General features: G+C 72.4%; 22 protein-coding genes. 13 read left to right on the plus strand and 9 right to left on the minus strand.

The genetic code is table 11. The annotated features are described in order from the left end of the window. Positions 1-11 precede the first annotated feature (11 nt). From RIN46_RS08395 to RIN46_RS08405, 3 genes are all read right to left on the minus strand, one after another. A complete protein-coding gene (locus RIN46_RS08395) occupies positions 12-695 on the minus strand; it encodes a response regulator transcription factor (RefSeq protein ID WP_309082433.1) in 684 nt (227 codons plus the stop codon). After that, positions 692-2,203 (minus strand): ATP-binding protein, encoded by a 1,512-nt coding sequence (locus RIN46_RS08400; RefSeq protein WP_309082434.1) that lies wholly within the window; start codon positions 2,201-2,203, stop codon positions 692-694. Before RIN46_RS08400 ends, RIN46_RS08395 begins: the two co-directional genes overlap by 4 nt. A gap of 123 nt (positions 2,204-2,326) precedes the next feature. Then, entirely contained in the window at positions 2,327-3,781 is a 1,455-nt protein-coding gene (locus tag RIN46_RS08405; protein WP_309082435.1) for a potassium transporter TrkG, read from the minus strand. A 283-nt stretch (positions 3,782-4,064) separates the two neighbouring features. Between RIN46_RS08405 and RIN46_RS08410 the strand changes: the two genes are divergently transcribed. Beyond that, positions 4,065-4,400: a non-heme iron oxygenase ferredoxin subunit gene (locus RIN46_RS08410; RefSeq protein ID WP_309082436.1), complete on the plus strand. Its 336-nt coding sequence runs from the start codon at positions 4,065-4,067 to the stop codon at positions 4,398-4,400. An 80-nt stretch (positions 4,401-4,480) separates the two neighbouring features. Beyond that, a complete protein-coding gene (locus RIN46_RS08415) occupies positions 4,481-5,914 on the plus strand; it encodes an FAD-dependent oxidoreductase (RefSeq protein WP_309082437.1) in 1,434 nt (477 codons plus the stop codon). 76 nt (positions 5,915-5,990) lie between these two features. Here RIN46_RS08415 and RIN46_RS08420 read toward each other — a convergent pair whose 3' ends face one another. The 3 genes from RIN46_RS08420 to RIN46_RS08430 form a co-directional block, all read right to left on the minus strand. Beyond that, positions 5,991-7,232, minus strand: coding sequence for a PLP-dependent aminotransferase family protein (locus RIN46_RS08420; protein WP_309082438.1), 1,242 nt, complete (start codon positions 7,230-7,232; stop codon positions 5,991-5,993). 273 nt (positions 7,233-7,505) lie between these two features. Beyond that, entirely contained in the window at positions 7,506-7,943 is a 438-nt protein-coding gene (locus RIN46_RS08425) for a hotdog fold thioesterase (RefSeq protein WP_309082439.1), read from the minus strand. Positions 7,944-8,028: 85 nt separating this feature from the next. After that, the gene (locus RIN46_RS08430; protein WP_309082440.1) at positions 8,029-8,952 is read right to left on the minus strand and encodes an AraC family transcriptional regulator; all 924 of its coding nucleotides are present in this window, start codon (positions 8,950-8,952) and stop codon (positions 8,029-8,031) included. A gap of 176 nt (positions 8,953-9,128) precedes the next feature. Between RIN46_RS08430 and RIN46_RS08435 the strand changes: the two genes are divergently transcribed. The 5 genes from RIN46_RS08435 (at position 9,129) to RIN46_RS08455 (ending at position 14,455) form a co-directional block, all read left to right on the plus strand. Beyond that, on the plus strand, positions 9,129-9,935 hold the full coding sequence (locus RIN46_RS08435) for an SDR family oxidoreductase (RefSeq protein WP_309082441.1): 807 nt from the start codon (positions 9,129-9,131) through the stop codon (positions 9,933-9,935). Positions 9,936-10,002: 67 nt separating this feature from the next. Further along, positions 10,003-11,469, plus strand: a complete 1,467-nt coding sequence (locus RIN46_RS08440) for an extracellular solute-binding protein (RefSeq protein WP_309082442.1) — start codon at positions 10,003-10,005, stop codon at positions 11,467-11,469. After that, positions 11,466-12,485 (plus strand): sugar ABC transporter permease, encoded by a 1,020-nt coding sequence (locus RIN46_RS08445; protein ID WP_309082443.1) that lies wholly within the window; start codon positions 11,466-11,468, stop codon positions 12,483-12,485. Before RIN46_RS08440 ends, RIN46_RS08445 begins: the two co-directional genes overlap by 4 nt. Continuing rightward, complete coding sequence (locus RIN46_RS08450; protein WP_309082444.1) at positions 12,485-13,354, plus strand: carbohydrate ABC transporter permease; 870 nt, start codon at positions 12,485-12,487, stop codon at positions 13,352-13,354. Before RIN46_RS08445 ends, RIN46_RS08450 begins: the two co-directional genes overlap by 1 nt. A gap of 90 nt (positions 13,355-13,444) precedes the next feature. Then, a complete protein-coding gene (locus RIN46_RS08455) occupies positions 13,445-14,455 on the plus strand; it encodes an NAD(P)-dependent alcohol dehydrogenase (RefSeq protein WP_309082445.1) in 1,011 nt (336 codons plus the stop codon). Between the two features lie 145 nt (positions 14,456-14,600). Here the strand turns inward: RIN46_RS08455 and RIN46_RS08460 are convergent, their stop codons facing one another. The 3 genes from RIN46_RS08460 to RIN46_RS08470 all read right to left on the minus strand — a co-directional run bounded on the left by RIN46_RS08460 (position 14,601) and on the right by RIN46_RS08470 (position 18,535). Beyond that, on the minus strand, positions 14,601-16,721 hold the full coding sequence (locus tag RIN46_RS08460; protein WP_309082446.1) for a 5'-nucleotidase C-terminal domain-containing protein: 2,121 nt from the start codon (positions 16,719-16,721) through the stop codon (positions 14,601-14,603). A gap of 202 nt (positions 16,722-16,923) precedes the next feature. Further along, a complete protein-coding gene (locus RIN46_RS08465; RefSeq protein WP_309082447.1) occupies positions 16,924-17,751 on the minus strand; it encodes a hypothetical protein in 828 nt (275 codons plus the stop codon). Between the two features lie 91 nt (positions 17,752-17,842). Next, positions 17,843-18,535, minus strand: coding sequence for a GntR family transcriptional regulator (locus RIN46_RS08470; RefSeq protein ID WP_309082448.1), 693 nt, complete (start codon positions 18,533-18,535; stop codon positions 17,843-17,845). A 192-nt stretch (positions 18,536-18,727) separates the two neighbouring features. On the opposite strand from RIN46_RS08470, the gene RIN46_RS08475 reads away from it, so the two are divergent. The 6 genes from RIN46_RS08475 (at position 18,728) to RIN46_RS08500 (ending at position 26,597) form a co-directional block, all read left to right on the plus strand. Further along, complete coding sequence (locus tag RIN46_RS08475; protein WP_309082449.1) at positions 18,728-20,203, plus strand: sugar porter family MFS transporter; 1,476 nt, start codon at positions 18,728-18,730, stop codon at positions 20,201-20,203. Beyond that, the gene (locus tag RIN46_RS08480) at positions 20,200-21,252 is read left to right on the plus strand and encodes a BadF/BadG/BcrA/BcrD ATPase family protein (RefSeq protein WP_309082450.1); all 1,053 of its coding nucleotides are present in this window, start codon (positions 20,200-20,202) and stop codon (positions 21,250-21,252) included. Before RIN46_RS08475 ends, RIN46_RS08480 begins: the two co-directional genes overlap by 4 nt. A 28-nt stretch (positions 21,253-21,280) precedes the next feature. Beyond that, positions 21,281-22,114, plus strand: a complete 834-nt coding sequence (gene nagB, locus RIN46_RS08485; protein WP_309082451.1) for a glucosamine-6-phosphate deaminase — start codon at positions 21,281-21,283, stop codon at positions 22,112-22,114. Beyond that, positions 22,111-23,457: an amidohydrolase family protein gene (locus RIN46_RS08490; protein WP_309082452.1), complete on the plus strand. Its 1,347-nt coding sequence runs from the start codon at positions 22,111-22,113 to the stop codon at positions 23,455-23,457. Before nagB ends, RIN46_RS08490 begins: the two co-directional genes overlap by 4 nt. A gap of 194 nt (positions 23,458-23,651) precedes the next feature. After that, complete coding sequence (locus RIN46_RS08495; protein ID WP_309082453.1) at positions 23,652-25,643, plus strand: BCCT family transporter; 1,992 nt, start codon at positions 23,652-23,654, stop codon at positions 25,641-25,643. Between the two features lie 126 nt (positions 25,644-25,769). Beyond that, a complete protein-coding gene (locus RIN46_RS08500; RefSeq protein ID WP_309082454.1) occupies positions 25,770-26,597 on the plus strand; it encodes an SGNH/GDSL hydrolase family protein in 828 nt (275 codons plus the stop codon). Positions 26,598-26,617 lie beyond the last annotated feature (20 nt).

Genomic DNA, 26,617 nt, shown 5'->3' on the forward strand with positions numbered 1-26,617 from the left:
GCGCCGTCGGCTCAGGGCGTGAAGCGGTAGCCCATCCCCAGTTCGGTGCGGAAGTACCGGGGATGGGAGCTGTCCACCTCGAGCTTGGACCGCAGCTGGGAGATGTAGACGCGGAGGTAGTTGGACTCCTCTCCGTACTGCGGACCCCAGACTGTGGTCAGCAGCTCGGTCCGCCCGATCAGTCGGTGCGGGTTCCGGGCCAGGGCCTCGAGCAGACGCCATTCGAGCCTGGTGAGCCGGACCGGCTCCCCGGCGACGCTGACAGCGCGGTCGGCGAGGTCGATGCGGACCCGGCCGTCGGAGGTCTCCACCACCGCTCGGCCGGGGTCGGGGTGGGCCCGGCGCAGGGCGGCGCGCAGCCGGGCCAGGAGCTCGTCCATGGCGAACGGCTTCGTCACGAAGTCGTCGGCTCCCCGGTCCAACGCGTCGACCTTGCTGTGCGACTCGCCGCGGGCCGAGACCACGATGATCGGCACCCGCGACCAGCCGCGGATCCCGTCGATGACGTCCCGGCCCTCCAGGTCCGGCAGTCCCAGGTCGAGCAGGACCAGGTCCGGGTGCTCCTCCGCAGCGAGCCGGAGGGCCTGCTGGCCCGTGGCGGCGTGGTGGGCGGCGTAGCCCCGGGCCTTGAGATTGACCAGCAGGGCCCGGGCGATCTGGGCGTCGTCCTCGACGACGAGCACGGTCGGACTCATGCGTGGCCTCCTGTGCCGGACGACGGCGCCGCGGCCGGGCCGGGGTCGACGGAAGGACCCTCGGCGGTCGGCAGGGAGAGCACCATGGTGAGGCCGCCGCCCGGGGTCTCCTCAGCGCGCACGCTGCCGCCCATGCCCTCGGCGAGACCGCGTGCGACGGCGAGGCCCAGGCCCACGCCGGTGGTCCCGTCGCGGTCGCCGAGGCGCTGGAACGGGCGGAAGATCTCCTCGCGCTCCCCGGGGGGCACGCCGGGCCCGCGGTCGACCACCCGGATCTCTCCGGCACCCGCCCGGACGACGACGACGTCGTCGCGGCTGTACTTCAGGGCGTTCTCCAGCAGGTTGGCGACCACCCGCACCAGGAGCCCGTGGTCGCCGAGGACCGCCGGGACCTCGGCCGGGACCTCGACGCGGATCCGCCGCCGCCCGGCCGGGTCCCCGCCCGTGCTGTGGATGGCGGCGCCCACGAGGTCCTCGACGTCGAGCGGGACCTGATGGACCACCAACTCGCCGGACTGGATGCGGCTCATGTCCAGCAGGTCCTCGATCCGCTCCGTGAGCTGGTCCGCGGACTCCTCGATGGTGGCGAGCAGGTCCCGGGTGTCCTCCTCGCTGAACTCCACGTCCTCCATCCGGAGGCTGGAGGCGGACGCCTTGATCCCGGCCAGCGGTGTGCGCAGGTCGTGCGAGACGGCGGCGAGCAGCGCGGTCCGCATGGCGTTGCCGGCGGCCAGCTCCTGCGCCTGGAGCCGTGCCTCTGCCAGGTCCTGCTGCTGCAGCACGCCGGCGATGCGCGCCGCGAACGCCTCCATCACGCTGTCGTCGGACGGTTCGCGGGCGGTCCCGTCGACCAGCAGGAGGTGACGATCATCGACCACCAGCGTTCGATCACAGGCGGACGGACCCCGCGTCGACCGGCCGGAGGCGGCGACGACCTCCCACGATCCGTCCGCGGAACCCCGTTGCCCCGCCACCAGGGCGACGCTGCGCAGATCGTACGTGCGCCGCAGCCGTCCCAGCAGCGCCGGGACGCTCAGCCCCTCGCTGATGACGCCGCCGGCGAGCTCGAAGAGGACGGCCGCCTGGCGCCGCGCCCGGACCGCCTCGGAGGTACGGCGCGCCTCGATGTCGACCACGCGGGCCACGCCCGCGGCGACCAGCAGGAACAAGCAGAGAGCCACCACGTTCAGGGGCTCGTGGATGAGCCACTGCCCCGTGGGCGGGGTGAAGAACCAGTTCAGCACCATCGTGCTCAGCAGCGCCGTCGCCACGGCCGGCCACCAGCCGCCCAGGATCGCGACGAAGACCACCACGGTGAGGTGGCAGAGGAAATTGAGCGTCGTGGCGTCGGTGCCCGTGCCGGAGCCGAGGAACCCCGCGGTCAGGGCGAGGGGACCGACGGCGGCCAGCGCCCAGCCGGCGAGCCGTCGTCGCCAGCTCAGCGGCGCGAAGCGCTGGCGGCGGCCCCGGACGACGGCGTCCGACGCCGGGGGAACTGCTGTGCTCACCGTCGCCTCCTGCGAGTGGTCCCTGCGGGCGGGGCCGTCCCGTCCGTCCTTGCTGCGTCCAGTATCCCGCCCGATCCGGTGCGGTGCCGCACCGTTCGAGGTGCCCGGCGGCGCGGGCTCTCGTCATCCGATGATCGGCCGCTCCTCCGGGAGCCGGTAGAGGAGCCGCCGCGTCCGCAGGGCGAGGGCCGCCGCGATCGTGATGGTCCCGACCCTGCCCATGAACATGAGCCCGATCAGGATCAGTTCGCCGGAGACCGGCAGGTCGCCCGTGATACCCATCGAGAGGCCGACGGTCGCGAAGGCGGACACGCACTCGAAGAGCACCGTTTCGAAATCGTGGTCGGTGACGGCGAGCAGCGCCACGGTGCCGAGCAGCACCGATCCGACGCCCATCAGGGCCACGGACAGGGCCTGGCGCTGGACGGAGGCGCTGATGGCGCGCGCCCCGACAAGGACCTGATCGTGGCCGCGGACCTCGTTCCAGATCGCGAACGCGAGGATGAGGAACGTGGTGATCTTGATGCCGCCGGCGGTCCCGGCGCTGCCGCCACCGATGAACATGAGCGTGTCCGTGAGCAGGAGGGTCTCGGAGGAGGCCTGGCCGTAGTCGATGCTGTTGAAGCCCGCCGTGCGCGGGAAGGCCGTCAGGCCGAGCGCTCCCAGCAGCTTGCCGCCCACGGACAGGTTCCCGAGGGTCTCGGGACGGTTCCACTCCAGAGCGCCGAAGACCACCCAGCCCGAGGCCAGCAGGACCGCCGTCCCCCAGAGCGTCAGACGGAGATGCATCGAGGGGAGTTTCCGGGTCCGGGGCCTACTGAGGAGCTCGATGACGACCGGGAAGCCGAGCCCCCCGATGATCAGTGCGGTACAGATCGGCACGATGATCCAGGGGTCGGCCACGTATCCCATGAGGCTGTCGCTGAAGACGGAGAATCCCGCGTTGTTGAAGGCCGACACGGCATGGAAGACACCGTGCCAGGCCGCCGTCGCGGGGTCGTGGTCGTAGGCGATCCAGAAGCGGCCGGTCAGGACTGCGGCCGCCACGGCCTCCACGCCCAACGAGATCTGCGCGACCCGCAGCAGGACGCGCCGCACCTCGCCGAGATTGAGGGTGTGCGTCTCGGAGGCTGCGGCCAGCTGAGTGCGGACCGTGAGGCGTTTCCGGACGACGAGCGCCAGCAGGGTGCTCAGGGTCATGATGCCGAATCCGCCGACCTGGATGAGGGCCAGGATGACGCCCTGCCCGAACGGCGTCCAGAAGGTCGACGTGTCCACGGTGATGAGACCCGTGACGCACACGGCGGAGAATGCGGTGAAGAGGGCCGGCATCAGCGCGGGTGCGTCCGCATCGGTGCGGGAGACGGGCAGCATGAGCACGGCGGCCCCGAGGAGGATGACCGCGAGGAAGCCCACCGGCACCAGCCGCACGGGATTCTCCAGGAGGATCCGCTTCAGCGGACCCGCGACCGCGGACCAGCGCTGCCGGATCGCCCGGCGGGCTGCGTCCCGGTGCTGCGGTTCGACGACCCCGGCCACGGTGGTGCCCCCTCTGCTCTCGTGCTGCTCGGGGGTCAACGTTCCCCGCGGGCCCCGCCGCCCAGTCCACGCCTGCGGGGAGCGGCCCCGAGCAGTTCTTAACGCCGGCCTGATACCGGTGGCGTTCTTCTTGACGCCGTCCTCACACGGCGCGCGTACGGGGCGAGGGGCCGCCGCCCGGGCAGGGGAGGCGTAGCGGACGGCCCGAACCCCCTGCCGGCCGGCCCCGGGAAGCCGCCGGAACGGGTAACGTGAGGGTGCGCGGACGGGCGCCCCGGCGCCCGCGGAACCACGCCCGCGGAACCACCAGGAGGAGCACACCATGAGCGATGCCATCAACCTCGGCCCCGCCGTCGAGATCGAGGAGGGCGAGGCCCGCGTGGTCGCGTCCGAGGAGATCGGGACCGACGACGACGTGACGATCTTCCATGCCGAGGACGGCAACTTCTACGCGCTCGACGACACGTGCACCCACGAGACCGCCTCGCTCGCCGACGGCTGGATCGAGGGCACCGAGATCGAGTGCCCGCTGCACTCGGCGCGCTTCTGCCTCAAGACCGGCGAGGTGACGTGCATGCCGGCCACCGTCGGCGTCCGCCCGCACAAGGTCGAGGTCGTCGACGGCGATCTGGTGCTGTACCCGAACCAAGCTCCCTGAGCCGACCGGCACTCGGACAGAGCCGGTCTGCGGGCCGGACCGAAACTCGACGCGAGTCGAACAGGACGGAAGCGGGAGCGATGGAGACGGACGGCAGGGCCAGCGACCCGATCGGCAGCGATCCGGTCGGCATCGAGTCGATCGTGGTGGTCGGCGGCGGCGTCGCCGGCGTCACCGTCCTGCGCGAGCTGCGCCGGCACGGCTACACGGGTTCCCTGGCCGTCGTGGACCCGGACGGCCTGCCCTACGACCGCCCGCCGCTGAGCAAGGGCTACCTCCTCGGCGAGCGAACCGCCGAGGACATCCTGCTCTCCCCGGCCGACTGGTACGGGCAGAACGAGGTGGAACTCCTCGCCGGGCGAGTCCGGGAGCTCCGCCCGGACGACGGCGTCGTCCTCCTCGAGGACGGGCGCGAGATCGCGGCGGACCGGATCGTCCTCGCGACCGGCGCCACGCCGCGGGCGCTGCCGATCCCCGGCGGCGACCTGCCGGACGTGCTGGTGCTGCGCACCCGGGACGACGCCGACCGGCTGCGGGCCGCGCTCGCCCCGGGGCGCCGACTCGTCGTGATCGGCGCCGGTCTCATCGGCGCGGAGGCCGCCTCGGCAGCCGTGGCGCTGGGCGTCGAGACCACGCTGGTCGACCCCGTGGACCCGCCGCTGGTCCCGGCCGTCGGCCCCGAGCTCGCACGGCGGCTGCACGACCTGCACGCCGAGCACGGGGTCCGCGTCGTCACGGCCGTCCCGCGCGCGATCGAGCGCGACGGCGAGGCGTTCCGGCTCCACCTCGACGCGGACGCGGCGAGCCCCGTACCGCCGGCGCGCCCCGCACCGCCGGCGCGCCCCGCACCGCCGGCGCGCCCGGGAGGAGCCGACGGCCCGAACGGCAACGACCTGTCCGTCACGGCCGACGTCGTCCTGGTGGGGATCGGCGTCCGCCCGGACACGGCACTCGCCGAGGCCGCCGGCCTGGAGGTGGACGACGGCGTCGTCGTCGACCCGTCCCAGTGCACCAGTCATCCACGCGTCTACGCGGTCGGCGACGCGGCACGGACCCGCGCGGCGGACGGCACGCTGCGGCGGCGGGCCGAGCACTGGGAGCACGCCATGCACAGCGCCGTCACGGCGGCCGCGGCGCTGCTCGGTCGGCCCCTGCCGGAGCACGGCGCCCCCTGGTTCTGGTCGGACCGGTACGGCGTTCACGTCGAGGGCGTCGGGAGTATGGTCGGCGGCGAGGCCACGGTGCTGCGGTTCGCCGACGCCGACGCTGCGGGACCCGCCGCGTCGGGCGCTGCCGGCGCCCCACCGGCCGCGGGCGGCCCGGGTGCCCCGCCGGGGAACCCGGTGGCGGCCTTCCGGCTCGCCGCGGACGGCACTATGCTCGGGGCCGCCGCGATCGACGGCGGGGCGACGATCCGGGCCGCGCGCCGGATCATCGACCGCGGAATCGTCGTCGACCCCGCCCAGCTGGCGGATCCGACGGTCGACGTGAAGCGGCTCGCCCGCGGCCGTTGACCCCGCCGCTGACCTCGCCGCGCAGGGCCGGACGGCCGGTCCGCCTCAGCGCGCGGTCTGCCCCCCGCGATCCAGGTCAGGCCGGGTCGGCCGCCAGCTCCGCCGCGTACTGCTCCATGGCGCCGGCGAGGCGCCGCACGCCCTCCCGCAGGCCCTCCGGCGGCACCGAGCAGAACGCGAGCCGCAGCTGGTTGGACCCCTGTCCGTCCACGGAGAAGGACGACCCCTGGATGAAGACCACGCTTCGCTCCAGGGCGGCCTCGAGCAGTTCGTGCGCCCGCCAGTGCTCCGGCAGGGTCACCCAGCTGAAGAAACCGCCGGCGGGTCGGCTGAAGGCGGTCCCCGCCGGCAGCGAGCGCTCCAGCTCGGCGCACAGCGCCTGGGCCCGCTCCGCGTAGCGCGCGGCCGCCGCGGCGACGGACGCGCGCCACGGGGTCTGCGTGACGAATATCGTCGCCAGCGCCTGGCTCAGGCCCGAGGCGCTGATCGTCGTCGACTCCGCGGCCAGCTGGAGCTCGCGGCGCAGCCACGGCGGCGCGCAGACCCAGCCGACGCGCAGGCCGGGGGAGAGGATCTTCGAGAACGAGCCCAGGTACAGCACGTTCTCCGGGTCGAGCCCGTGCAGCGAGGGCCGCGGGGCGTCGCTGAAGCCCAGCAGACCGTACGGGTTGTCCTCGACGATCGGCACGCCGAAGCGCCGACAGATCTCCACCACGGCACGACGGCGCCCGGTTGCGAGCGTGATGCCCGTCGGGTTGTGGAAGGTGGGGATGGTGTAGAGGAAGCGCGGCAGGTGGGACCGGGCGGCGAGCTCCCCGAGCACGCGCTCGAGGTCCTCCGGCACCAGGCCGTCGTCGTCCATCCGCACGTGGCGGACCCGCACGCCCGCCCCGCCGAAGACGCCCAGCGCTCCCACGTAGGTGGGCCCCTCCGCCAGGACCGTGTCGCCGGGGTCGCAGAGGAGCTTGACGATCAGGTCCAGGCCCATCTGGGAGCCGCTCGTCACTTGGACGGACTCCGGGGCGGCGTGGATCCCCTCGGCGGCCATGACCTCCGGGATCGCCTCCCGGAGCGCGGACTCGCCGGGGCCGGAGCCGTACTGCAGCACGCTGCCGGGGCGCGTGGCGATGGCCTCGGCCGCCGCGTCGGCCATCCAACCGAGGTCCATGAGCGAGAGGTCCGGGTTCCCGCCGGCGAGCGAGATCATGCCCGGCTGCAGCGACAGCTCCCAGACGTCGCGGACCGCGGAGGGCGTGAACCCGGCGGCGCGGCGGGCCAGGCGGGCGGTGGTCGGTCCGGTCGTCCGTGCGGACTCCATGTGCGAACCCCTCTTTCAGCAATGAATCTTCGGCAGTGAGTTCGTTCTGCGGAGGGGCCGCGAGGCCGCCCCTGGGACGAAGCCTAGTGAGGTGGGCCGGAATAGACGACAGCGGCCGCTCGCCCGGCTGGTGTGCTGATCACGACGACGACGACGCCGGTGCCGGTGAGGTGGGCGGCGCGTCGAGCGGCGCCGAGCGGCGTCGAGCGGCGTCGGGCATGCGGTGGCCGCCGTGGCCGCTCAGCGGCGCGGCTCGGCCTCGACGATCGCCAGTCAGCGGCGCGGCTCGGCCTCGACGATCGCCAGGGTGCACCGGGAGACGCAGACCAGCCGGCCGGCGTCGTCGGTGATCCGGATGTCCCAGACCTGGGAGCGGCGCCCGCGGCTCAGCGGGGTCGCCACGCCGTGCACCCAGGTGCCCGGGAGGCCGGGACGCACGTGGTTGGCGTTGATCTCCTGCCCGACGCAGTGGAATCTCGCCGGGTCCACCGTGAGGTACCCGCCCCACGAGGCGAGGGACTCCGCGAAGGCCACCGACGCTCCGCCGTGCAGGATCCCAGCCGGCTGCGTGGTCCGCTGGTCCACCGGCATGCGGCCGTGCACGGAGTCCTCGGTCAGCTCCGTGACCTCGATGCCGAGGTGCTCGTTTAGCGATCCCGTGTGCCGCGCGTTGAGCTCCTCCACCGTGGGTTCGCCGAACCAGATGCTCATGCCGTGTGTCCTCCGTCGTCGGTCGGGCGGGTCAGGCCGGTCGGGCCGGTCCCGCCCCCCGATCCTAGTCACCTCCCGGTCGCGGTCAGCCGGCAGCGCGCCGGTAGGCCGTCGGCGTCCGTCCGGTCTCCCTGCGGAACTGGCGATTGAAGTTGGAGAGGTTCGCGTAGCCCACCTGGTGTGCGATCTGGGCCACCGGCAGGGAGGTCCGGAGGAGGAGCTTGGTGGCATGGGCGATGCGCAGCCGGCGCACCATGGCCGCGAAGTTCTGCCCGCTCGCCCGGGTGAAGTAGCGGGAGAACGCCGACTCGGACATGCCGGCCAGACGCGCCGCCACGGACAGCCGGACGTCACCGGTCAGGTTCTCCGAGACGTAGTTCAGGGCCCGGCCGATGATCTCCTGCGCGTGCGGGTCGTTCAGCTGCGGTGTCCACCCATCCGTCAGCAGCCGGTACTCGTCCTCCGGCGCCTGCGCGAGCCGGCGGAACAGGTCCAGCATGCTCAGCAGGCGGTCCATGCCGGTGGCCGCACCGACCGCGTCGAGCAGACGCGCCCCGTCGGCGGCGGCCGCCCCGGTGAACTCGACCCCGAACCGCGCCCGGCCCCAGAGCTCGTTGAGCTCGCCGAGCTCGGGCAGGAGCAGCTCGCACTCCTGCAGCCACTCGTGCCGGAACTGCAGCACCACGTCCGAGTCCTCGAGGACCTCTCCGGGCGGAACCTGCGTCAGCCACTCGTGCGGAACGTTCGGGCCGACCAGGACCAGCTGGCCGTACTCGAAGTGTCCGACGCTCCCGCCGACGATGTACTGGCCCTGGCGCCGCGCCAGGTGCAGCTCGTACTCCGGGTGGTAGTTCCAGCGCGCGAACACGCCGGGGTAGTCGTGCTGGTGCCAACGGGCCGAATGGCGGGGATCGTGCGGGACGAGCTCGCGCATGGCCGGCCGGTGGTCCTCCGCGGCGGCGGCGTCGGTGGCGGCGGCGTCGGCGCGGTCGAGCAAGGAGCGGGCCATGCCTCGAGTCTAGATCGTTCTGGCCGGGGCGGTGCAAAAAAGTATCGATCCGCGGTCGAGGAGACGCTAGTCACACTCAGGGCGCTGCCGTACGTTCGAGGGACACAGGAAACGTCCGGGCCCGGCACTGCGTAACGGGCCGGGCAGTCGACCGAGAATCAAGGAGGCTGATCGGTATGAATTTGCAGGAGACTTTCGGGCTCGCAGGACGCGTCGCCGTCGTCACGGGCGCCACCCGCGGGCTCGGTGCCGCGTTCGTCCAGGCCCTCGCGGACGCGGGCGCCGACGTCGTCATCGCCGCCCGCAGCGTCGACGAGGGGGCCGCCGTCGCGCACCCCGCCGCCGACGGCCACGGGACGGCGGCCGCGGTGGCGGACCTGGAGTCCCGTGGCGTGCGGGCCCGCGCCTACCGGGTGGACGTCACCCGGCGCGACGACGTCGAACGGCTCCTCGCCGACGTCGTGCACGACTTCGGCCGCGTGGACATCCTCGTCAACAACGCGGGAACCTGCATCCACAAGCCGGCGCTGGAGGTGACCGACGAGGAGTGGGACTCCGTCCTCGAGGTCAACCTCGACGCCCTCTGGAAGTGCTCGCAGGTCTTCGGCCGGCACTTCGTGGAGCAGCGGGCCGGGAGCATCGTCAACATCGGCTCGATCTCCGCGCAGATCGTCAACCGCCCGCAGTGGCAGCCGGCCTACAACGCCTCCAAGGCGGCCGTCCACCAGCTGACCAAGAGCCTCGCCGCCGAGTGGGCCCCGTACAACGTCCGCGTGAACGCGCTCGCCCCCGGCTACGTGGGGACGGATATGGCGCCCGTGGACGACCCCCGGTTCAAGCCGCGCTGGATCGACGACGCGCCCATGCAGCGCGCGGCCACACCCGAGGAGATCGCGCCGTCGGTCGTCTACCTCGCCAGTGACGCTTCGTCCTTCACCACGGGCACCGTGCTGGTGGCCGACGGCGGCTACACCCTCTTCTGACCCGGATCCCCCTCCAAGACCCATCCACCGGTACGCGCCCCGAGCGGGCGAGAACTGAGGAGAAACCATGGACCACCAGCTCTCGACGCCGACGCGGAGGCAGCTCCTCCGCTTCGGCGGGGCCGGACTCGCGGCCGCTGCTCTGGGCGGTCTGACCGCCTGCGGACAGACGGGCACCGCGCCCGTGCCGCCGCCCAGCCCCGGCGGCGACCCCTGGCGTCGGTTCGCCGGCACCACCATCAACTTCATCTCCGAGAACACGGCGCCGACGGCGGCGATCGCCGCGAATCTGCAGCCGTTCAGGGACTTGACCGGCATCGACATCAACATCGTCACCCTGGACCTGCAGGCGCTCGTCCAGCGGGTGGCGCTGGACCTGGCCGGAGGCCAGTCCCAGTACGACGTCGTCTACGCGGACCCGTACCAGGTGCTCGCGCCGTACGCGGCCGGGTTCGCGGATCTGCGCGAGTTCGCCGCGGACGAGTCCTACCCGCCGCTGGAGGGCGGATTCGAGGACTTCATCCCCACCCAGCTGCAGGCGACCGGCATGTTCGGCGCGTCGGACGCGATCTACGCGCTGCCGTACGACTGCCCAACGATGATCTGGCAGTACCGCCTCGACATCTTCGAGAAGTACGGCGACCAAATGGAGGCGGACCTCGGGTTCGACCCGACGCCGTCGGGGGACCGCACCTGGGAGGAGTACTTCCGGATCGCGGAGTGGATCAACGAGAACGTCGACGAGATCCCGTACGGCACCGGCCACCAGGCCAAGCAGCACGATGCGCTGATGTGCGACTTCTCCAACGTCCTGTGGTCCTACGGTGGGGAGTACTTCGCCGACGGGGAGCGGATCGGGCTCCGCGGCACCGACGAGCCGGGCAAGTGCCTGCTCGACTCCGCCGAGGCGATCGAGGCCGCCGAGTTCTACCGGCGCCTGGTCTCGATCGCCCACCCGGGGTCGCTGGGCTGGGACTGGGACGGCGTCGGCAATGCGATGGCCGCCGGCGAGATCGCCATGGCGCCGAACTGGCACGAGTTCGCCGCCACTTACGAGGCGGCCCTGCCTGGCCTGGTCGGCTACGCGCCGCTGCCGCGCGGATCGGTCGGGACAGCGAACCACTTCGGCGGCACCGGGATCGGGATCAGCGCGATGTCCTCCGGCGCCCGGCGCGGGGCCGCGTGGCTGTTCGTCAACTGGGCGACCTCGCCGGCGACCCAGCTGAGCAACCTGAAGTCCTCCGCCGGCGGTGGAACCCCCACCCGGCAGTCGGTCTACGCCATGCCGGAGGTCCAGGCCGCCACGACGCGGCCCTCGGAGATGCCGAACATGCTCACTGAGGACGCCGTGAGCATCGCGTGGGAGGAGGGCAGGATCGGGCTCCGGCCCAAGATCCCCATGTGGAACGAGTGCGACACCGCGCTCTTCACGGAACTGTCCCGCATGCTCGCGGGCCAGAAGACAGCGCGGGATGCCATGGAGGACGCGACGTCCCGCATCGACGGAATCGTAGCCAGGGGGTGGGTCGCATGAGTGCCGATCAGACTGCAGGACAGCACGGGCCGCACGGCGGGCGCGCCGCTACGGAGAGCGCCGGCGGGGGCGCGGGCCAGGTCGGTCCGGGCAGCCCCGGGGTGGGCCCGACGCCGGTCGCCCCGCCCGCCGGCCAGCACGACCGGCGGGGCTCCGGGCGCATCACGTTCACCGGATGGATGATGGCCCCGGGCGTCGCGCTGCTCGGCCTGCTCTCCCTCATTCCGCTCGTCATGCTGATCATGATGAGCTTCAGCCGGGTCCGCCTGCTCGGCGGGCTGCAGCTCGAGTTCGTCGGACTCGAGAACTGGGCCCGCGCCTTCGGGGACGTGGAGCTGTGGAAGAGCTGGGGCCTGACCCTGGGCTACTTCGCCGCCACGCTGGGACTCGAGCTGATGCTGGGCATCGCGATCGCCGTCGTGCTCAACCGGCTGACCCGCGGGCGCGGTCTCCTGCTCCCGCTGATCCTGCTGCCGATGTTCGTGGCGCCCTCGATCGTCGGCCTGCTGGGCCGCTACCTGCTGGACCCGACCTTCGGGCTCTATGCCCAGGCGCTGCAGGGCCTCGGAGTCGAGCAGGACGTGCTCGGCAACCCGGTGTCCGCGTTCGTCGCCGTGACCCTGATGGACGTGTGGGAGTGGACGCCGCTGATCGCGCTGATCACCCTCGCCGGCCTGAGCGGGGTCAACCCCTCGGTGCTGGAGGCGGCGTCGATCGACGGGGCGGACGAGTGGAAGAAGTTCTGGAACATCGTCCTTCCCTCCATCAAGCCCATCCTGCTGGTCGCCATCCTCATCCGCTCCATGGACGCGGTGCGGTACTTCGACATCATCAGCGTCACCACCAACGGCGGACCGGCGGACGCCACCAAGATCGTCCCCGTCCGGCTCTACGAGGCGGCGTTCCGGTTCTTCGATCTCGGATACGCCGCCGTCATCGGCATCATGATGCTCGTGCTGACCATCATGATCGCCCGGCTCTTCGTCGGCCTGCTCAGCGAGAAGGAGACCCACTGATGTCCACGCACACCATCGCCACGCCCCGGAGGCGCTCGACGCACCGGCGCGGCTCGGGCGGCATCGTCGCCGTCGTCTTCCTCGTCCTGGCCCTCGCCTGGACCGTGGTCCCGCTCGTCTGGATGGTGCTCGGCTCCTTCAAGGGGCCCGGCGACGTCACCGCGTCGACGCCGCAGTGGTTCTTCGAGCCGACCTGGCGGAACTACGAGAACCTGTTCAGCGGCGCCAACAATCTGGCGACCTACCTGAACCACTCGGTCATCGCGGCCGTCGGCGCGGCCGTCATCGCGACGGTGCTCGGAACGCTCGGCGGCTACGGTCTGGCGCGCACGGCCTTCAAGGGCAAGAAGGGGCTGTCCTTCTGGTTCATCTCCACCCGCATGGCACCCATCGCCGCCGTCGTCCTGCCGCTGTTCCTCGTCTTCCGGTTCGCGGGCCTGATCGACACGCTGCCCGGGCTGATCCTCGCCTACCTGACGTTCAACCTGCCCTTCGCGATTTGGATCATGAGCGCCTTCTTCGAGGCGATCCCGCCGTCGCTGGAGGAGTCGGCGGAGGTCGCCGGGTGCACGCGCTGGCAGACCTTCTGGTACGTCGCGCTGCCGCTGACCAAGGCCGGAATCGTCACGACGGCGGTGCTCTGCCTGGTCTTCGCGTGGAACGACTACGCCTTCGCCACGGTGATCTCGGGGCCGAACTCGCAGACCCTCCCGATCGCCGCCACCCAGCTGGTCACCCAGACGGGCGTCGACTGGGGCCAGCTCACCGCGATCGGGACGATCGTGGTGCTGCCGATGATCCTCGTGGGCCTCGCCGTCCGACGCTGGCTCGTCACCGGGCTGACGCTCGGCGCCGTCACCGGCGAGTAGACGGTTGCCGGATCGGGCCCGGAGGGCCCGGTCCGCCCAGCAGAACGCTAGAAACCGTCGGCAGCGCCGACGCTGAAGTGGAGGAAACCCATGAACCACCAGAACCCCAGCGCGGTCCTGCACGCGCCGAAGGACCTGCGGATCGAGGATCGGCCCGTCCCGGAGGCCGGGCCCGGCGAGGTGCTGGTCCGCGTCGAGGCCGTCGGCATCTGCGGGTCCGACGTCCACTACTACGAGCACGGCCGCATCGGCGACTTCGTCGTCGAGTCGCCGATGATCATCGGGCACGAGGCCGCGGGCACCGTCGAGGCCGTCGGCGCCGGCGTCCCGGTGGAGCGCGTCGGGCAGCGCGTGGCGCTCGAGCCCGGCGTGCCCTGCCGGTCCTGCCACGAGTGCCTGTCGGGTCGCTACAACCTGTGCCCCGACGTCGTCTTCTTCGCCACACCGCCGGTCGACGGCGCCATCAGCCGGCTCGTGACGATCGACGCGGCCTTCGCGCACCCCGCCCCGGAGGCCGTGACGGCCGAGCAGGCGGCGATGGCCGAGCCCGTCTCCGTGGGCGTGTGGGCCTGCCGCAAGGCAGCCGTGTCCGTGGGGGACCGCGTGCTCATCACGGGCGCGGGACCCATCGGGCTGCTCGCCGCGCAGGTGGCCCGGGCGTTCGGCGCCAGCCGGGTGACGGTCACGGACCTGAGCGACAGCCGGCTGGAGAAGGCGGCCGGGCTCGGGATCGAGGCCCGGCGGGCCGACGCCGCGCCGGACGGCGAGTTCGACGTCCTGCTCGAATGCTCGGGCGCCGCGCCCGCGTTCCGCTCCGGCGTGGCCCAGCTCGCCCGGGCGGGACGGGCCGTGCTGATCGGCATGGGCGCGGACACGGTGCCCCTGGACGTGCACCTGATCCAGGGCCGGGAGATGACGGTCTCCGGCATCTTCCGCTACGCCAACTGCTACCCGGCGGCGCTCGAGCTGATCGGCAGCGGCCAGGTGGACGTCGACACCCTGATCACGCACCGCTTCACCCTCGAGGAGACGGAGGCCGCCCTGACGGTCAACCAGCGCGACCCCCACGCGCTGAAGGCCATGGTGCTGCCGAGCTCCTGAGCCCCCCGAGGACTCGGCGCAGTGACTCCGGCCCGGTGACCCCGGCTCAGTGACTCCGACTCGGTGACTCCGACTCGGTGACTCCGACTCGGTGACTCCGACCCGGTGACTCCGGCTCAGTGCCTCCGGTTGAGCGCCTCCTCGCTCAGTGCCGCGGGGCGGGGCGGCGCCGGGCCGCGACGAGCAGCGCGCCGCCGGCGACCAGGACCAGCCCGGCCAGCCCCAGCCAGGCCGCCGCGACGCCGGTCCGTGCCAGGAACCCGGCGTCCCGCTCCCGCTGCCGTTCGACGTCGGCCACGATGTTCGCGACCTCGGGTTCGAGCGTGGCGCTGCTCGAGGGGATCGTCGCCGGGACCGCCGCGGCGCTCTCGCTCGGTGTGGGACTCGGGGTCGGGGTCGCCGGAAGGGCGGCCGTCTCGGACGGAGTCCCGGGCTCGGTGGGCTCGGCGGTCTCGGTGGGCGCTGCGGTCCCGCCCGGGGCCGAGGGGGACGCGCTCTCCGAGGGTGCCGACGGCTCGGACGGCGCCGGGGTCTCCGACGGCGCGGCCGTGGCGGAGACCGCGCGTCCGACGTCGGCCGGATCCACGACGTCGTGCGCCGCGAAGTAGTTCACGGTGGCGTCGATGTCGACCTGGCCCGAGTCGGCCCGGTCGGTGCCCTGGGCGAAGGTGCGGAAGTTGTCGCCGCCGGCGGCCAGGAACGAGTTGGCCACGACGCGGAAGACGTCGCCGTCGGCGATCGGCTCGCCCTGGAAGGACATCTCCAGGATCCGCTCGCCCTGCGGCCGCGTCTCGTCGTACACGTACTCGAAGCCCTCGGAGACGCCGAGATGCAGCTTGGGCCGCGAGGACCCGGCCGGCTGCCACTGCTCCTCCAGCGCCGCCTTGATCTGGGCGCCCGTGAGATCCATGGTGACCAGGGTGTTGGCGAACGGCTGGACCATGGCCGCCTCCTCGAATGTCACCACGCCGCCGTCGTTCCCCACGTACAGGTCCTCGCGGACGCCGCCCGGGTTCATGAACGCGATCTGCGCCGGCTCGCCGCCGTAGGCCGCGTTCGACGTCGCCCACAGCTGGATGTCGGCCACGAGGTTCACGGCGCTGGACTCGTGGCCGCGGCTGTCGCCCGGCTCCGACGCCGGGTCCTCGGGATCCACGGCGCGCAGGATGTCGCCGGAGATCCGGCCGATCACCTCCGAGCCGATGACCTCGGCCTCGGCGTCCGCGGCCTCGACGATGTCCGCCACCTCCGGATCGGCCGCGTAGCCGCCGTCGGCGAGCGTGACGATCTCCGAGTCGTGGGCGACCACGTCGCCGGTGGCCGGGTCGACCTCGAGCGTCACGCGGGAGAGCGCCTTGCCGTAGTCGGCGCCCATCAGAACGGGCCGGGTGGCGCCGGTGTCGCCGACGGGGACCTCGCAGTCGTAGGCCAGGTGCGTGTGGCCGGAGAAGATCGCGTCGATCTCCGGGGAGGCGTCGCGCACGAGCCGCGCGTAGTCGGTGCCCTCCGCGGTCAGGGAGTCACAGTCTCCGGTCTCGGAGCCGTCGTGGGTCAGAAGCACGACGACGTCGGCCTCGCCGTTGGCGGCGTCGCCGTCGGAGAGCTGGCCGGCGACGCGGTCGGCCGCCTCGAGCTGGCTGCCGAAGTCGAGGTCCGCCACGAGCTCGGGGTTGACGAGCGACTCGACGGACTCGACGACCGTGCCGACGAAGCCGACCGTCACGCCGTCGACCTCCCGCACCGTGTACTCCGGCAGGGCCGGGGTGGTGGTGCCCGCGTGGTAGACGTTGGCGCCGAGCACGAAGGCGCTGCCGTCGGTGCCGGTCGCGGCGGCGTAGCGGTCCTGGACCCGGCCGCTCAGGTCGGCGAAGCCGCGGTCGAACTCGTGGTTGCCCACCGCGGAGGCGACCAGCCCGGCCGCCGAGAGGGCATCGATGGTCGGGTTGTCCTGCTGCGACATGGACGTGAAGGTGGAGGCGCCGATGTTGTCGCCCGCCGAGACGAGCAGCGTGTTGGGGTTCTCGGCGGTGAACGCCTGGACGGCGCCGGCCAGTTTGGCTGCGCCGACGCTGCCGCTGAACTCGTCCTCCTCGAGGCGTCCGTGGAAGTCGTTGATGCCGAGCAGGTCGACGGTGACCGTCTCGTCCGCGTCCACGGGCTGGGCGTGCGCCGGGCCGGCGACCAGGCCGGCGCCGGCGACGGACAGCGCGGCGACCATGCCGGCGGCGCGGGCCGGGCGTCGGCGCCGCGGGTCTGGACGTGTCATGGAGGCTCCCGGGGATGATGCGAGTGAAGGATGAGTCGAGCGCCAGCAAAGCCGTTGGAGATGGCGAGCAGGTTAACGGCCTCGGGTACGAGCGGTGGGGATCGAGTGACGAGGGTTGAGCAGCGGGGCGGCCGTCACACCCCTTTTTTCATCCTAGTGTGCGATTCCCCGGAAGTGGAGCGCCGGTTTCACACGTCGACGCTCACGGCGTCTCGCCGCCCCGGAGGCGGCCGATCACCTCGGGCGTTCCGAGCTCGGGCCGGTCCGCGGGCTGGCCGGCATAGTGCCGCAGCGTCGCCAGCAGGGCGTTCGGATCGCAGAGCAGGTACTGCACCTCGATGACCTCGTGGCCGGGCTCCTCGGCCAGGCGCGGCCAGTGGGTGACGACGATCCGGCTGGGGCCGCGGTCGCCGAGCGGGCGCCGCCCGCCGAGGACGGTCCGCGGCGGATCCTCGGTGCGGATGCTCCTGACGTCCTTCCAGAACAGCTCGCGGGTCCCGCGCTGGCCGACGATGATCACGCGGCTGCGCGTGAGGTAGACGCCCGGCGGCTGGTCGGTGGCCTGCCGCAGCATCCGCACGCCCTCGACCAGCAGGAGCACCCCCACGGCCAGCAGCATCAGCGCGGCGCCGCCGGGCACCAGGTCCCGCGGGTGGGCGAAGGTGCTGAGAGTCTCCGCGCCGAGGGCCAGGGCGCTGATCAGGGTCACGACGGCGACGCCCACGGTCAGTCCGCCCGTGGGCGCGGAGGCGCGCGAGGAGGCGAACCGGGTCGCCGCCCGCGGGCCGGTGGACGTCACGACGGCGGTGTTCGACGGCGCCACGTCCCGCCCGCCGCGGCGGAACTCGCGGACGATCGACCAGGCCGCGGCGAATCCGAGTGCGGCGAGCGGCGCGGCGAGCAGCCACTCCTGGGCCCAGGCGGCGCCGACGGCGAAACCGAGCAGCACCCCGACCAGGACGAAGGCCGGCAGCAGGTGGTGCGCCAGCTTCCAGCCGCGGTGCCGCGGCGCCCAGGAGTCGGTGGTCATGGCATCACCGTACCGCCACGTCAGCACGGGATGGCGCGATCATCGCCAGCGGCTGCGGGCGCGTCCTGCACCGGCGGCGGTCGACGGCGAGCTAGCGGCTGATGCGCGCCACGAACCTGAAGCGGTCCCCGCGGAAGAGCCCTCGCGTCCACTCCACGGCCCGGCCGTCGGCGTCCCACGCCGTGCGGTGCACCTGCAGGAGCGGGTGCCCCGTATCGACGCCGAGCACCTCGGCGTCCCCGGCGCCGGCCAGCGCGGTCTCGACGTGGTCCTCGGCGGCCGAAATGTCGACGTCGTACACCTCCCGCAGCGTCGCGTAGAGCGAGCCGCGGGCTGGGAGCTCCGTCTCCAGACCCGGCAGCCCGCCGGGCAGGTGCGCGGTCTCGATGGCCAGCGGCTCCCCGCTCTGCCGGCGCAGGCGCCGCAGCCGGGTGACGGTCGAGCCGGGCGGCACGTCCAGGCGGACGGCCAGCTCCTCGGTCGCCTCGATCCGCTCCAGCCCCAGGATCACGCTGTCGGTCTTGTAGCCGGTCATGTCCTCGCTGAACGAGGTCATCTGGCGGACATGGATCTTCCGGGGGTTCGCCACGAACGTCCCGCGGCCCTGCGTCCGGTCCAGCCGCCCCTCGACGACCAGCTCGGCGATGGCCTTGCGGACGGTGGTCCGGGACGTCCCGAACCGCTCGGCCAGCTCGCGCTCGGTGGGGATCATCGCCCCCGGCGTCAGCTCGCCGATGATCTCGAGGATCCGCAGCTTCTGTGCGTAGTACTTGGGCAGGCCCATGGGTCGCCGGACTCCCTTCTCGGTGTAACCCTTGACACACCAGATTGGTCTATGCCAATTTTAACACCAGCGCTATTGGTCTAGTTTTCCAGACCATTCGTGCAGGGCCGCCCGATGGCGGCGGTCCCGCACCATCATTCACCACCCCTACCTCTCACCCGGATCTAATCCGCACCCGGAAGGAATGCCAGCGTGGGCATCGTCAAAGACATCCGCCAGTCCTCGAGACTGAGCCTCATGGTCGCGGCCGCCGCCGCCACCCTCGGGATCATCTACGGCTACGACTCCTCGAACATCGCCGGAGCGCTGCTGTTCATCACGGACGAGTTCACGCTCTCCGTGGCCCAGCAGCAGACGGTGACCACCGCCGTCGTCATCGGCGAGATCTTCGGCGCGCTCTTCGCCGGCGCCCTCTCCAACCGGATCGGCCGCAAGTGGACCATGGTCCTCGTCGCCGTCACGTACGCGGCGTTCTCCCTGCTCTCCGGTCTCGCGTGGGCCGTGCCGGTCCTGATCGGCGCCCGGTTCCTGCTCGGCATCACCATCGGCGTCTCCGTGGTGGTGGTCCCCGTCTACGTGGCCGAGTCCGCGCCCGCCAAGGTCCGCGGCGCGTTCCTGGTGCTGTACCAGGTGGCCACGGTGGTCGGCATCATCCTGGGCTACCTCATCGCCTGGGCCCTCGCCGCCGGAGAGAACTGGCGCTGGATGCTCGCCGCGGCGTTCATCCCCGGGGTCGTCATCACGCTCCTGCTCGTCAAGCTCCCGGACACCGCCCGCTGGTATGCCATGCGCGGACGGTACGACGACGCCCGGCGCACCCTCGAGCGCGTCGAGCCCGACGCCGTCCTCGTCGAGAAGGAGCTCGCCGAGATGCGCCAGGCGAACGAGTCGACCACGAAGAACGATTGGCGCGCGCTGCTGCGCAAGCCCTACCTGCGAGCCTCCGTCTTCGTCGTCGGGCTCGGCTTCTTCGTCCAGATCACGGGCATCAACGCGATCGTCTACTACTCGCCGCGGATCTTCGAGGCCATGGGCTTCACCGGCAACGCCGCCCTGCTGGGCCTGCCGGCGCTCGTCCAGGTCGCCGGGCTGCTCGCCGTCTTCGTGTCTTTCAGCGTCATCGACCGCATGGGCCGCCGCCCGGTCCTGCTCACCGGCATCGGCATCATGGTCGCGGCCAATGCGCTGCTCGTCGCGACGTTCCTGGCCGGGGACGACTTCGGCGGGTTCCGCACCGTCCTCGGGTTCGTCGGCCTGATCCTCTTCACGGTCGGCTTCACCTTCGGCTTCGGCTCGCTCGTGTGGGTCTACGCCGGCGAGTCGATGCCGTCGCACCTGCGCTCGCTCGGCGCCAGCGCCATGCTGACCGCCAACCTCATGGCCAACGCCGCCGTCGCCGCGATCTTCCTGACGCTGCTGACGCAGCTCGGCGGGGCCGGGACGTTCGTGGTCTTCGGGGCCCTCGCCGCCGCGGCATTCGTCTTCGTCCACCGGCTCGCCCCCGAGACCAAGAACCGGCCGCTGGAGGATATCTCCGAGTTCTGGGAGAACGGCGGATCCTGGCCGCACGAGCTCGTCGCGGCCGGCGCCGCGGACGCCGCCGGAACCGCCGGTGCGCCGAGGGCAGCCGGCACCGACCGCACCGACCGCACCGGCGGCGCGGAGTGAGCCCCCGGGAGGCGGCGGGCGCCGTCGTCGGAGCGGGTGCCCTCGCCGGACCGGATGCAACGGCGGGACGGGGCGCCGTGGTCGGCCTGGACATCGGCGGCTCGAAAACGCACGCCGTCCTCACCCTCGGCGGCGAGACCGTCGCGGAGGTGCTGGCCGGCAGCGCCAACCCGTCCTCGGTGGGCGCCGAGGAGGCCGAACGTCAGCTCGCCGGCGTCCTCACCCGGCTCCTGGACGGGCAGCCGGCCCCCGCGCACGTCTGCGCGGGGGTGGCCGGCGCGGACTCCGAGCGGGCACGGGCGGACTTCGCCCGGCTCCTCGCGCGTCACGCCCCCGGCGCAGGGGTGAGCGTGGTGCACGACTCCGCCCTGCTCCTCGCCGCCGCGGGCTTGGACGAGGGCATCGCCCTGATCGCCGGCACCGGCTCGGTGGCCTGGGGCCGCCGCACCGGCGTCGTGCCAGAGGGCGACCGGGAGGCCCGGATCGGCGGGTGGGGCTACCTCCTCGGCGACGAGGGCAGCGGCTACTGGGTGGCCCGGGCGGCGGTCCGGCACGCGCTGGAGCGACTCGACCTCGGCGACGGGCCGGACCGGCTCGCCCAGGACCTCACGGCCGACTGCGGCCTGCAGGACGTCGAGGACCTGCTGGGCCACTTCTACGCGCGGCCCGAGCGCAACTACTGGGCCAGCCGGTCCCGCGTGGTGTTCGAGCTCGCCGCGGCCGGCGACCCGGCCGCGAATGTCATCGTCGCCGGAGCGGCAGACGCCCTGGCGTACCTGGTGGCCCGTGTGGCCGGCCGCCTCGAATGCGGCGGCGGGGCGGGTGCCGGGGGCGGCGGAGGGAAGGCCGGGGACGACGGCGGCGCGCGCCTGCCGGTGGTCCTCGCCGGTGGCATGGCGGTCAACCAGCCCCTGCTCCAGCGCCAGCTGCGCGCCCGGCTGGACGGCCACGGCCTGACCGACGTGCGCGTCCTCGACGTCGACCCCGTCCACGGCGCCGCCCGCCTCGCGGCGCAGGCGGCGGCCGCGGCGCCGTCGCCGACTGTCTAGCACCAGACCAGATCCCAGGAGAACTATCGTGCAGGTTGTCATCGCCCCCACCGGCGCCGAGGTCGGGCGCCTCGCCGCCGCCAAGGTCGCCTCCGTCGTCGAGCGCCGCCCGGACGCCGTGCTCGGTCTGGCCACCGGCTCCTCGCCGCTGGCCATCTACGAGGACCTCGCGGCCCGTGCCCGGTCCGGCCGGCTGCGCGTCGGCGCGGTGCGGGCCTTCGCGCTCGACGAGTACGTGGGACTACCGCCGGAGCACCCGGAGAGCTACCACTCGGTGATCCGCCGGGTCGCCACCGAGCCGATCGGCCTCGACCCGGCGCTCGTCCACGTCCCCGACGGCTCGGCCCCCGACCTCGACGCGGCCGCGGCGGACTACGAGCGCCGCATCCGCGCCGCCGGCGGGATCGACCTGCAGATCCTCGGGATCGGCGCCAACGGGCACATCGGCTTCAACGAGCCGACGTCGTCCTTCGCCTCCCGCACCCGGATCAAGACGCTGGCGCCGCGCACGCGCCGGGACAACGCGCGCTTCTTCGACAGCGCCGAGGACGTCCCCACGCACTGCCTGACGCAGGGCCTGGGCACCATCCTCGAGGCCCGCGAGCTGGTCCTCGTCGCCACGGGCGAGGCCAAGGCGGAGGCCGTGGCCGGGATGGTCGAGGGTCCGCTGAGCAGCTTCTGCCCGGCCTCGGCGCTGCAGTTGCACCCGGCCGCCACCGTGATCGTCGACGAGGCGGCCGCGTCTCGGCTCCAGCTCGCCGACTACTACCGGTACACCTACGAGAACCTGCCGGCGTGGCAGCGGTTCGACGACGGCGGCCGGAGCGGTGACGGGAGCACGGGCGCGGGGACCGGCGCGTGAGCACCGTCCTCGCCGCCGGCCGGGTCGTGACCTCGGCGGCCGTCCACACGCCGGGCTGGGTCGAGGTCGACGCCGGCCGCGTCGCCGGCGTGGGACCGGGCCGGCCGGAGCGCATCGACGTCGACTACGGGGCGGCGACGATCGTCCCGGGTTTCGTGGACATCCATGTCCACGGCGGGGGAGACGGCGACTTCAACGACGCCGACACCGCGTCGGTCCGGCGCGCCCGGGCGGCCCACCTGGCGCGGGGCACCACGGCCTCGGTGGCCAGCCTGGTCACCCTCTCCACGTCGCGGCTGCGGACCTCGGTGGAGCGGCTCGCCCCGCTGGTGGAGGAAGGGCTCGTCGAGGGCGTGCACCTCGAGGGGCCGTGCCTGAACCCGCTGCGGCGCGGAGCGCACGACCCCGTACACCTCCGGCACCCCGACCCGGCCGAGCTCCGGGCCGTCCTGGGGACCGGCGTCGTCTCCATGGTCACCCTCGCGCCGGAGCTGCCCGGCGCACTGGACGCGATCGCGGCGATCGCTGACGCGGGAGCCGTCGCCGCCGTCGGGCACACGGACGCCGACTACGCCACGGCACGGGCCGCCGTCGCCGCCGGCGCGCGCGTGGGCACGCACCTGTTCAACGCGATGCGCCCGCTGCACCACCGGGACCCCGGGCCGATCGCGGCGCTCATGGAGGACGAGCGCGTCACGGTCGAGCTGATCGCGGACGGGACCCACCTGCACCCGGCGGTCTACCGGCACGTGCTCGCCGCGGTCGGGGACGGGAGGGTCGCCCTCGTGACTGACGCGATGCGTGCCGCCGCGCTCGGCGACGGCCGGTACGCGCTCGGCACGCTGGACGTGGACGTGGTCGACGGCGTCGCGACCCTCGCCGGCACCGAGACGATCGCCGGCAGCACCGCCACCATGGACGCCCTGTTCCGCACCGCCCTCGGTCAGCACGCCCTCGCCTTCCCGCAGGCGTCCTCCAGTCCCGCCGCACAGTCCGGCTCCGCCGCGCAGTCCGGCTCCGCCGCGTCGTCCGGCCCCGCCGAACCGGCGGGCCAGGCTGAGCCGTCCGCTCGGCCCCAGCCGTCGGACGGAGCGTGGACCAGCGCCGTGCGTCAGACCGCGACGACGCCAGCCGCGGCGATGGGATGGGGGCACGTGGGCGACCTCGCGCCCGGTCGGCGGGCCGACGCCGTCGTCCTGGACGGCGAACTGCGGGTGGTCGACGTCCTGCGCCAGGGGGCCAGCGTGGGCGCCCGGGCGGTCCCCGGGGCGAGCGGCCGCGGACGTCCCGGACAGCCGAACGGATCGCACGCCGCCGGGGCCTCGGAGGGCCGATCGGGGTGAGCCGCGGCCGCCGGGAATCGGTGATCGTCCTCTTGTCGATCAGACGTCGACGAGACATCGACGGGCTGCCGACATGTCGCGTCTCATTCGTTCGAGGGCTTTCCTCGCCTGCCGTCCAGTGATAGAACTCACATAGTTGTGCGGAGTGGAATGCGCTCTGCAGCATGTGCAGCCGATCACGGAAGCAGGTCCCCATGGCAGCCGAAACCAGCGAACGGCCAAGGACAGAGTCCGGCCGTTCCCAGATCCTCAAGCCCGTCTTCATCCCGGCGTCGATCATCATCTTCGCCCTGCTGCTGTTCACGGTGCTCTTCAGCCGCTCGGCGGGGGACGAGATCGAGGAGGCCACAACCGCGCTCAACGCGGCCATCTCCGACGGTGTCGGCTGGTGGTACGTCCTCGTCGTGAACGTCTTCCTGGCCTTCGCGATCTACTTCGCGGCGTCGAAGATCGGCCGGATCCGGCTCGGGCGCGACGACGAGCAGCCGGAGTTCGGGATCGCCTCCTGGTTCATGATGCTCTTCAGTGCCGGTATGGGCATCGGCCTGGTGTTCTTCAGCGTCGCGGAGCCGTTGAGCCACTACATCGCCCCGCCCTACGGCGTCGAGGCAGAGACGACGGCGGCCACCCAGGGCTCGCTCGGCACCGTCATGCTGCACTGGGGCCTCCACCCGTGGGGCATCTATGCGATCGTCGGCCTCGGCCTGGCCTACATGACCTTCCGCCGGGGCCGGCCCCTGGCCGTCCGTTGGCTGCTCGAGCCCCTGCTCGGCCGTCAGCGCGTGGAGGGATGGATCGGCCATGCGGTCGACACGATCGCCGTCGTCGGCACCCTGTTCGGAGTCGCCACGTCCTTCGGCTTCGGCGTCAGTCAGATCGTCGGCGGACTCGAGTTCCTCGGCTGGGCCGAGAGTTCGACCTGGCTGATCATCGCGATCATCGGCGGCATCACCCTGATCGCCACCTGGTCGGTGGTCTCCGGTGTGCACAAGGGCCTGAAGTGGCTCTCCAACATCAACATGTCGATCGCCGCGATGCTGGCGCTGGTGGTGTTCGTCCTCGGTCCCACCATCTTCCTGCTGAAGGCGTTCCCGGAGAACATCGGCAACTACATCAGCATCCTCCCGCAGTCGATGTTCCATGCCGGCCCGTTCTCCGAGGACGGCTGGGAGAAGGCCTGGACCATCTTCTACTGGGGCTGGTGGGTCAGCTGGGCCCCGTTCGTCGGCATGTTCATCGCGCGCATCTCCCGCGGCCGCACCATCCGCGAGTTCATCGTGGGCGTCCTGCTCGCTCCGACCGTGGCCAGCCTCGTCTGGTTCACGATCTTCGGCGACACCGCGATCAAGTTCCAGCGCGAGGGCACCGTCGACATGCTCGTCGACGGCGCCGTGAGCAGCACCACGGCTCTCTTCCAGTTCCTCTCGGCCTTCCCGCTGGCCACGGTGCTCAGCGTCGTCGCGATGCTCGTCGTCGTGTTCTTCTTCGTCACCTCGTCGGACTCGGGCTCGCTCGTGATCGACATGCTCGCCAGCGGCGGCAGCACCAACACCCCGGTCAGCACTCGCCTGTACTGGGCGCTGCTCGAGGGGCTGGCGGCGGCGGTCCTCCTGATCGCCGGCGGCAGCGTCGCCCTGACCGCGCTGCAGACGCTCGCGATCTCCACGGCGGCACCGTTCTCGATCATCATGGTCCTGACGTGCGTCTCCCTGCTGCGCGCCTTCCGCCACGACGTCGCGAACATGCCGAACTACATGCAGGTCATCCCCTCGCATGAGAACGGGACGGCGCCTCCCGAGCATCCCGCCGGGGGTCCGGTGGACGCGAACGGCCACCCCTTCCGGGGCATCGGCGGCACGTCGGCCGCACTGTCCGGATTCGCGGTCGGACCCCGCACCGCGGCGGAGGAGGCGGTGGCGCAGGAGCCGCAGATCATCAGCTTCCGCCACGTGGACCCGGGGACGACGACGGTCGACCCCGAGACCGGTGCCATCCAGGTGCTCTCCGAGCCCCGGGACCCGCTGGCCGGCGAGGTGTTCGACACTCCCGAGTTCGAGTCGTCCCAGGAGTACCTCGACCAGGGCGGCGAGCCCCTGCACGACGATCACGATGCCGCGGACGAGACGGGCACGGGTGGATCCCGCGGCCGGCACGCGGACGTCGACGCCCCGGAGGCCGACCGCTAGACCGGACCGGCCGCACGGCGCCCGCGGTCCCCTGGAACCCCAGGGGACCGCGGGCGCCGTCGTTCGTTAACCTCATCGTCGCGCCGGCGACGACCGGGCGTCGCCGCGGCAGGGCAGGCTGGCCCGGTGGGCAGACTGTTCGTGGCGATCGGAGACTCCTTCACCGAGGGCGTGGGGGACTGGGACACCCGCCTGCCGAACGGCGTGCGCGGCTGGGCGGACCGCGTGGCCAAGCAGCTCTCCAAGGCGGACCCGGAGTGGCGCTACGCCAACCTGGCCATCCGCAGCCGCCGCCTCGGGCGGATCGTCGAGGAGCAGGTGGAGCCCGCCCTGGCCATGGGTCCGGAGGTCATCTCCTTCTACGCGGGCGGCAACGACCTCCTCGAGCTGCGCCAGGACATGGGGCGGCTCCTCGACGACTACACGGACGCCGTCGAACGTCTCTGCGCGTCCGGCGCGCTGGTCCTGCTCTTCACCGGCTTCGACGTCCCGCTGCACCCACTGCTCGAGCCCTTCAAGCGGCGCAACTGGGTCTTCAACGCGCGCGTCCGCGAGCTCGCCGCCCGGCACCCCAATGCTCTCCTCGTGGACTACTGGACGTGGGACGTCTACCGCGACCGGCGCATGTGGGACACCGACAAGCTGCACATGAACCGCGCGGGCCACCGCTACATGGCCATCCAGATCCTCAACCTCCTCGGGGTCCGGCACCAGCTCGAGTTCGAGCCGTTCGGCGCCCGCGAGCGCCTCGGGCCGGTCCAACTGGCCAGCCGCGAGTTCGAGTGGGTGCGGGAGTGGGTCCTGCCGATGTTCGGGCGCCGCCTGCGCGGCATCACCCTCGGGGACCGGCTGGAGCCCCGCTGGCCGGAGCCGATCCGCCCCGCCGACGGCCTGAAGAAGCTGTACCGGAGGCGACGGGCGCAGCAGCAGGCCACCTCGCCAACGCGCGCCTGATCAGGGACGGCATACGATAT

It is taken from the genome of Zhihengliuella sp. (genome assembly GCF_031178195.1).
GTDB lineage: Bacteria > Actinomycetota > Actinomycetes > Actinomycetales > Micrococcaceae > Zhihengliuella.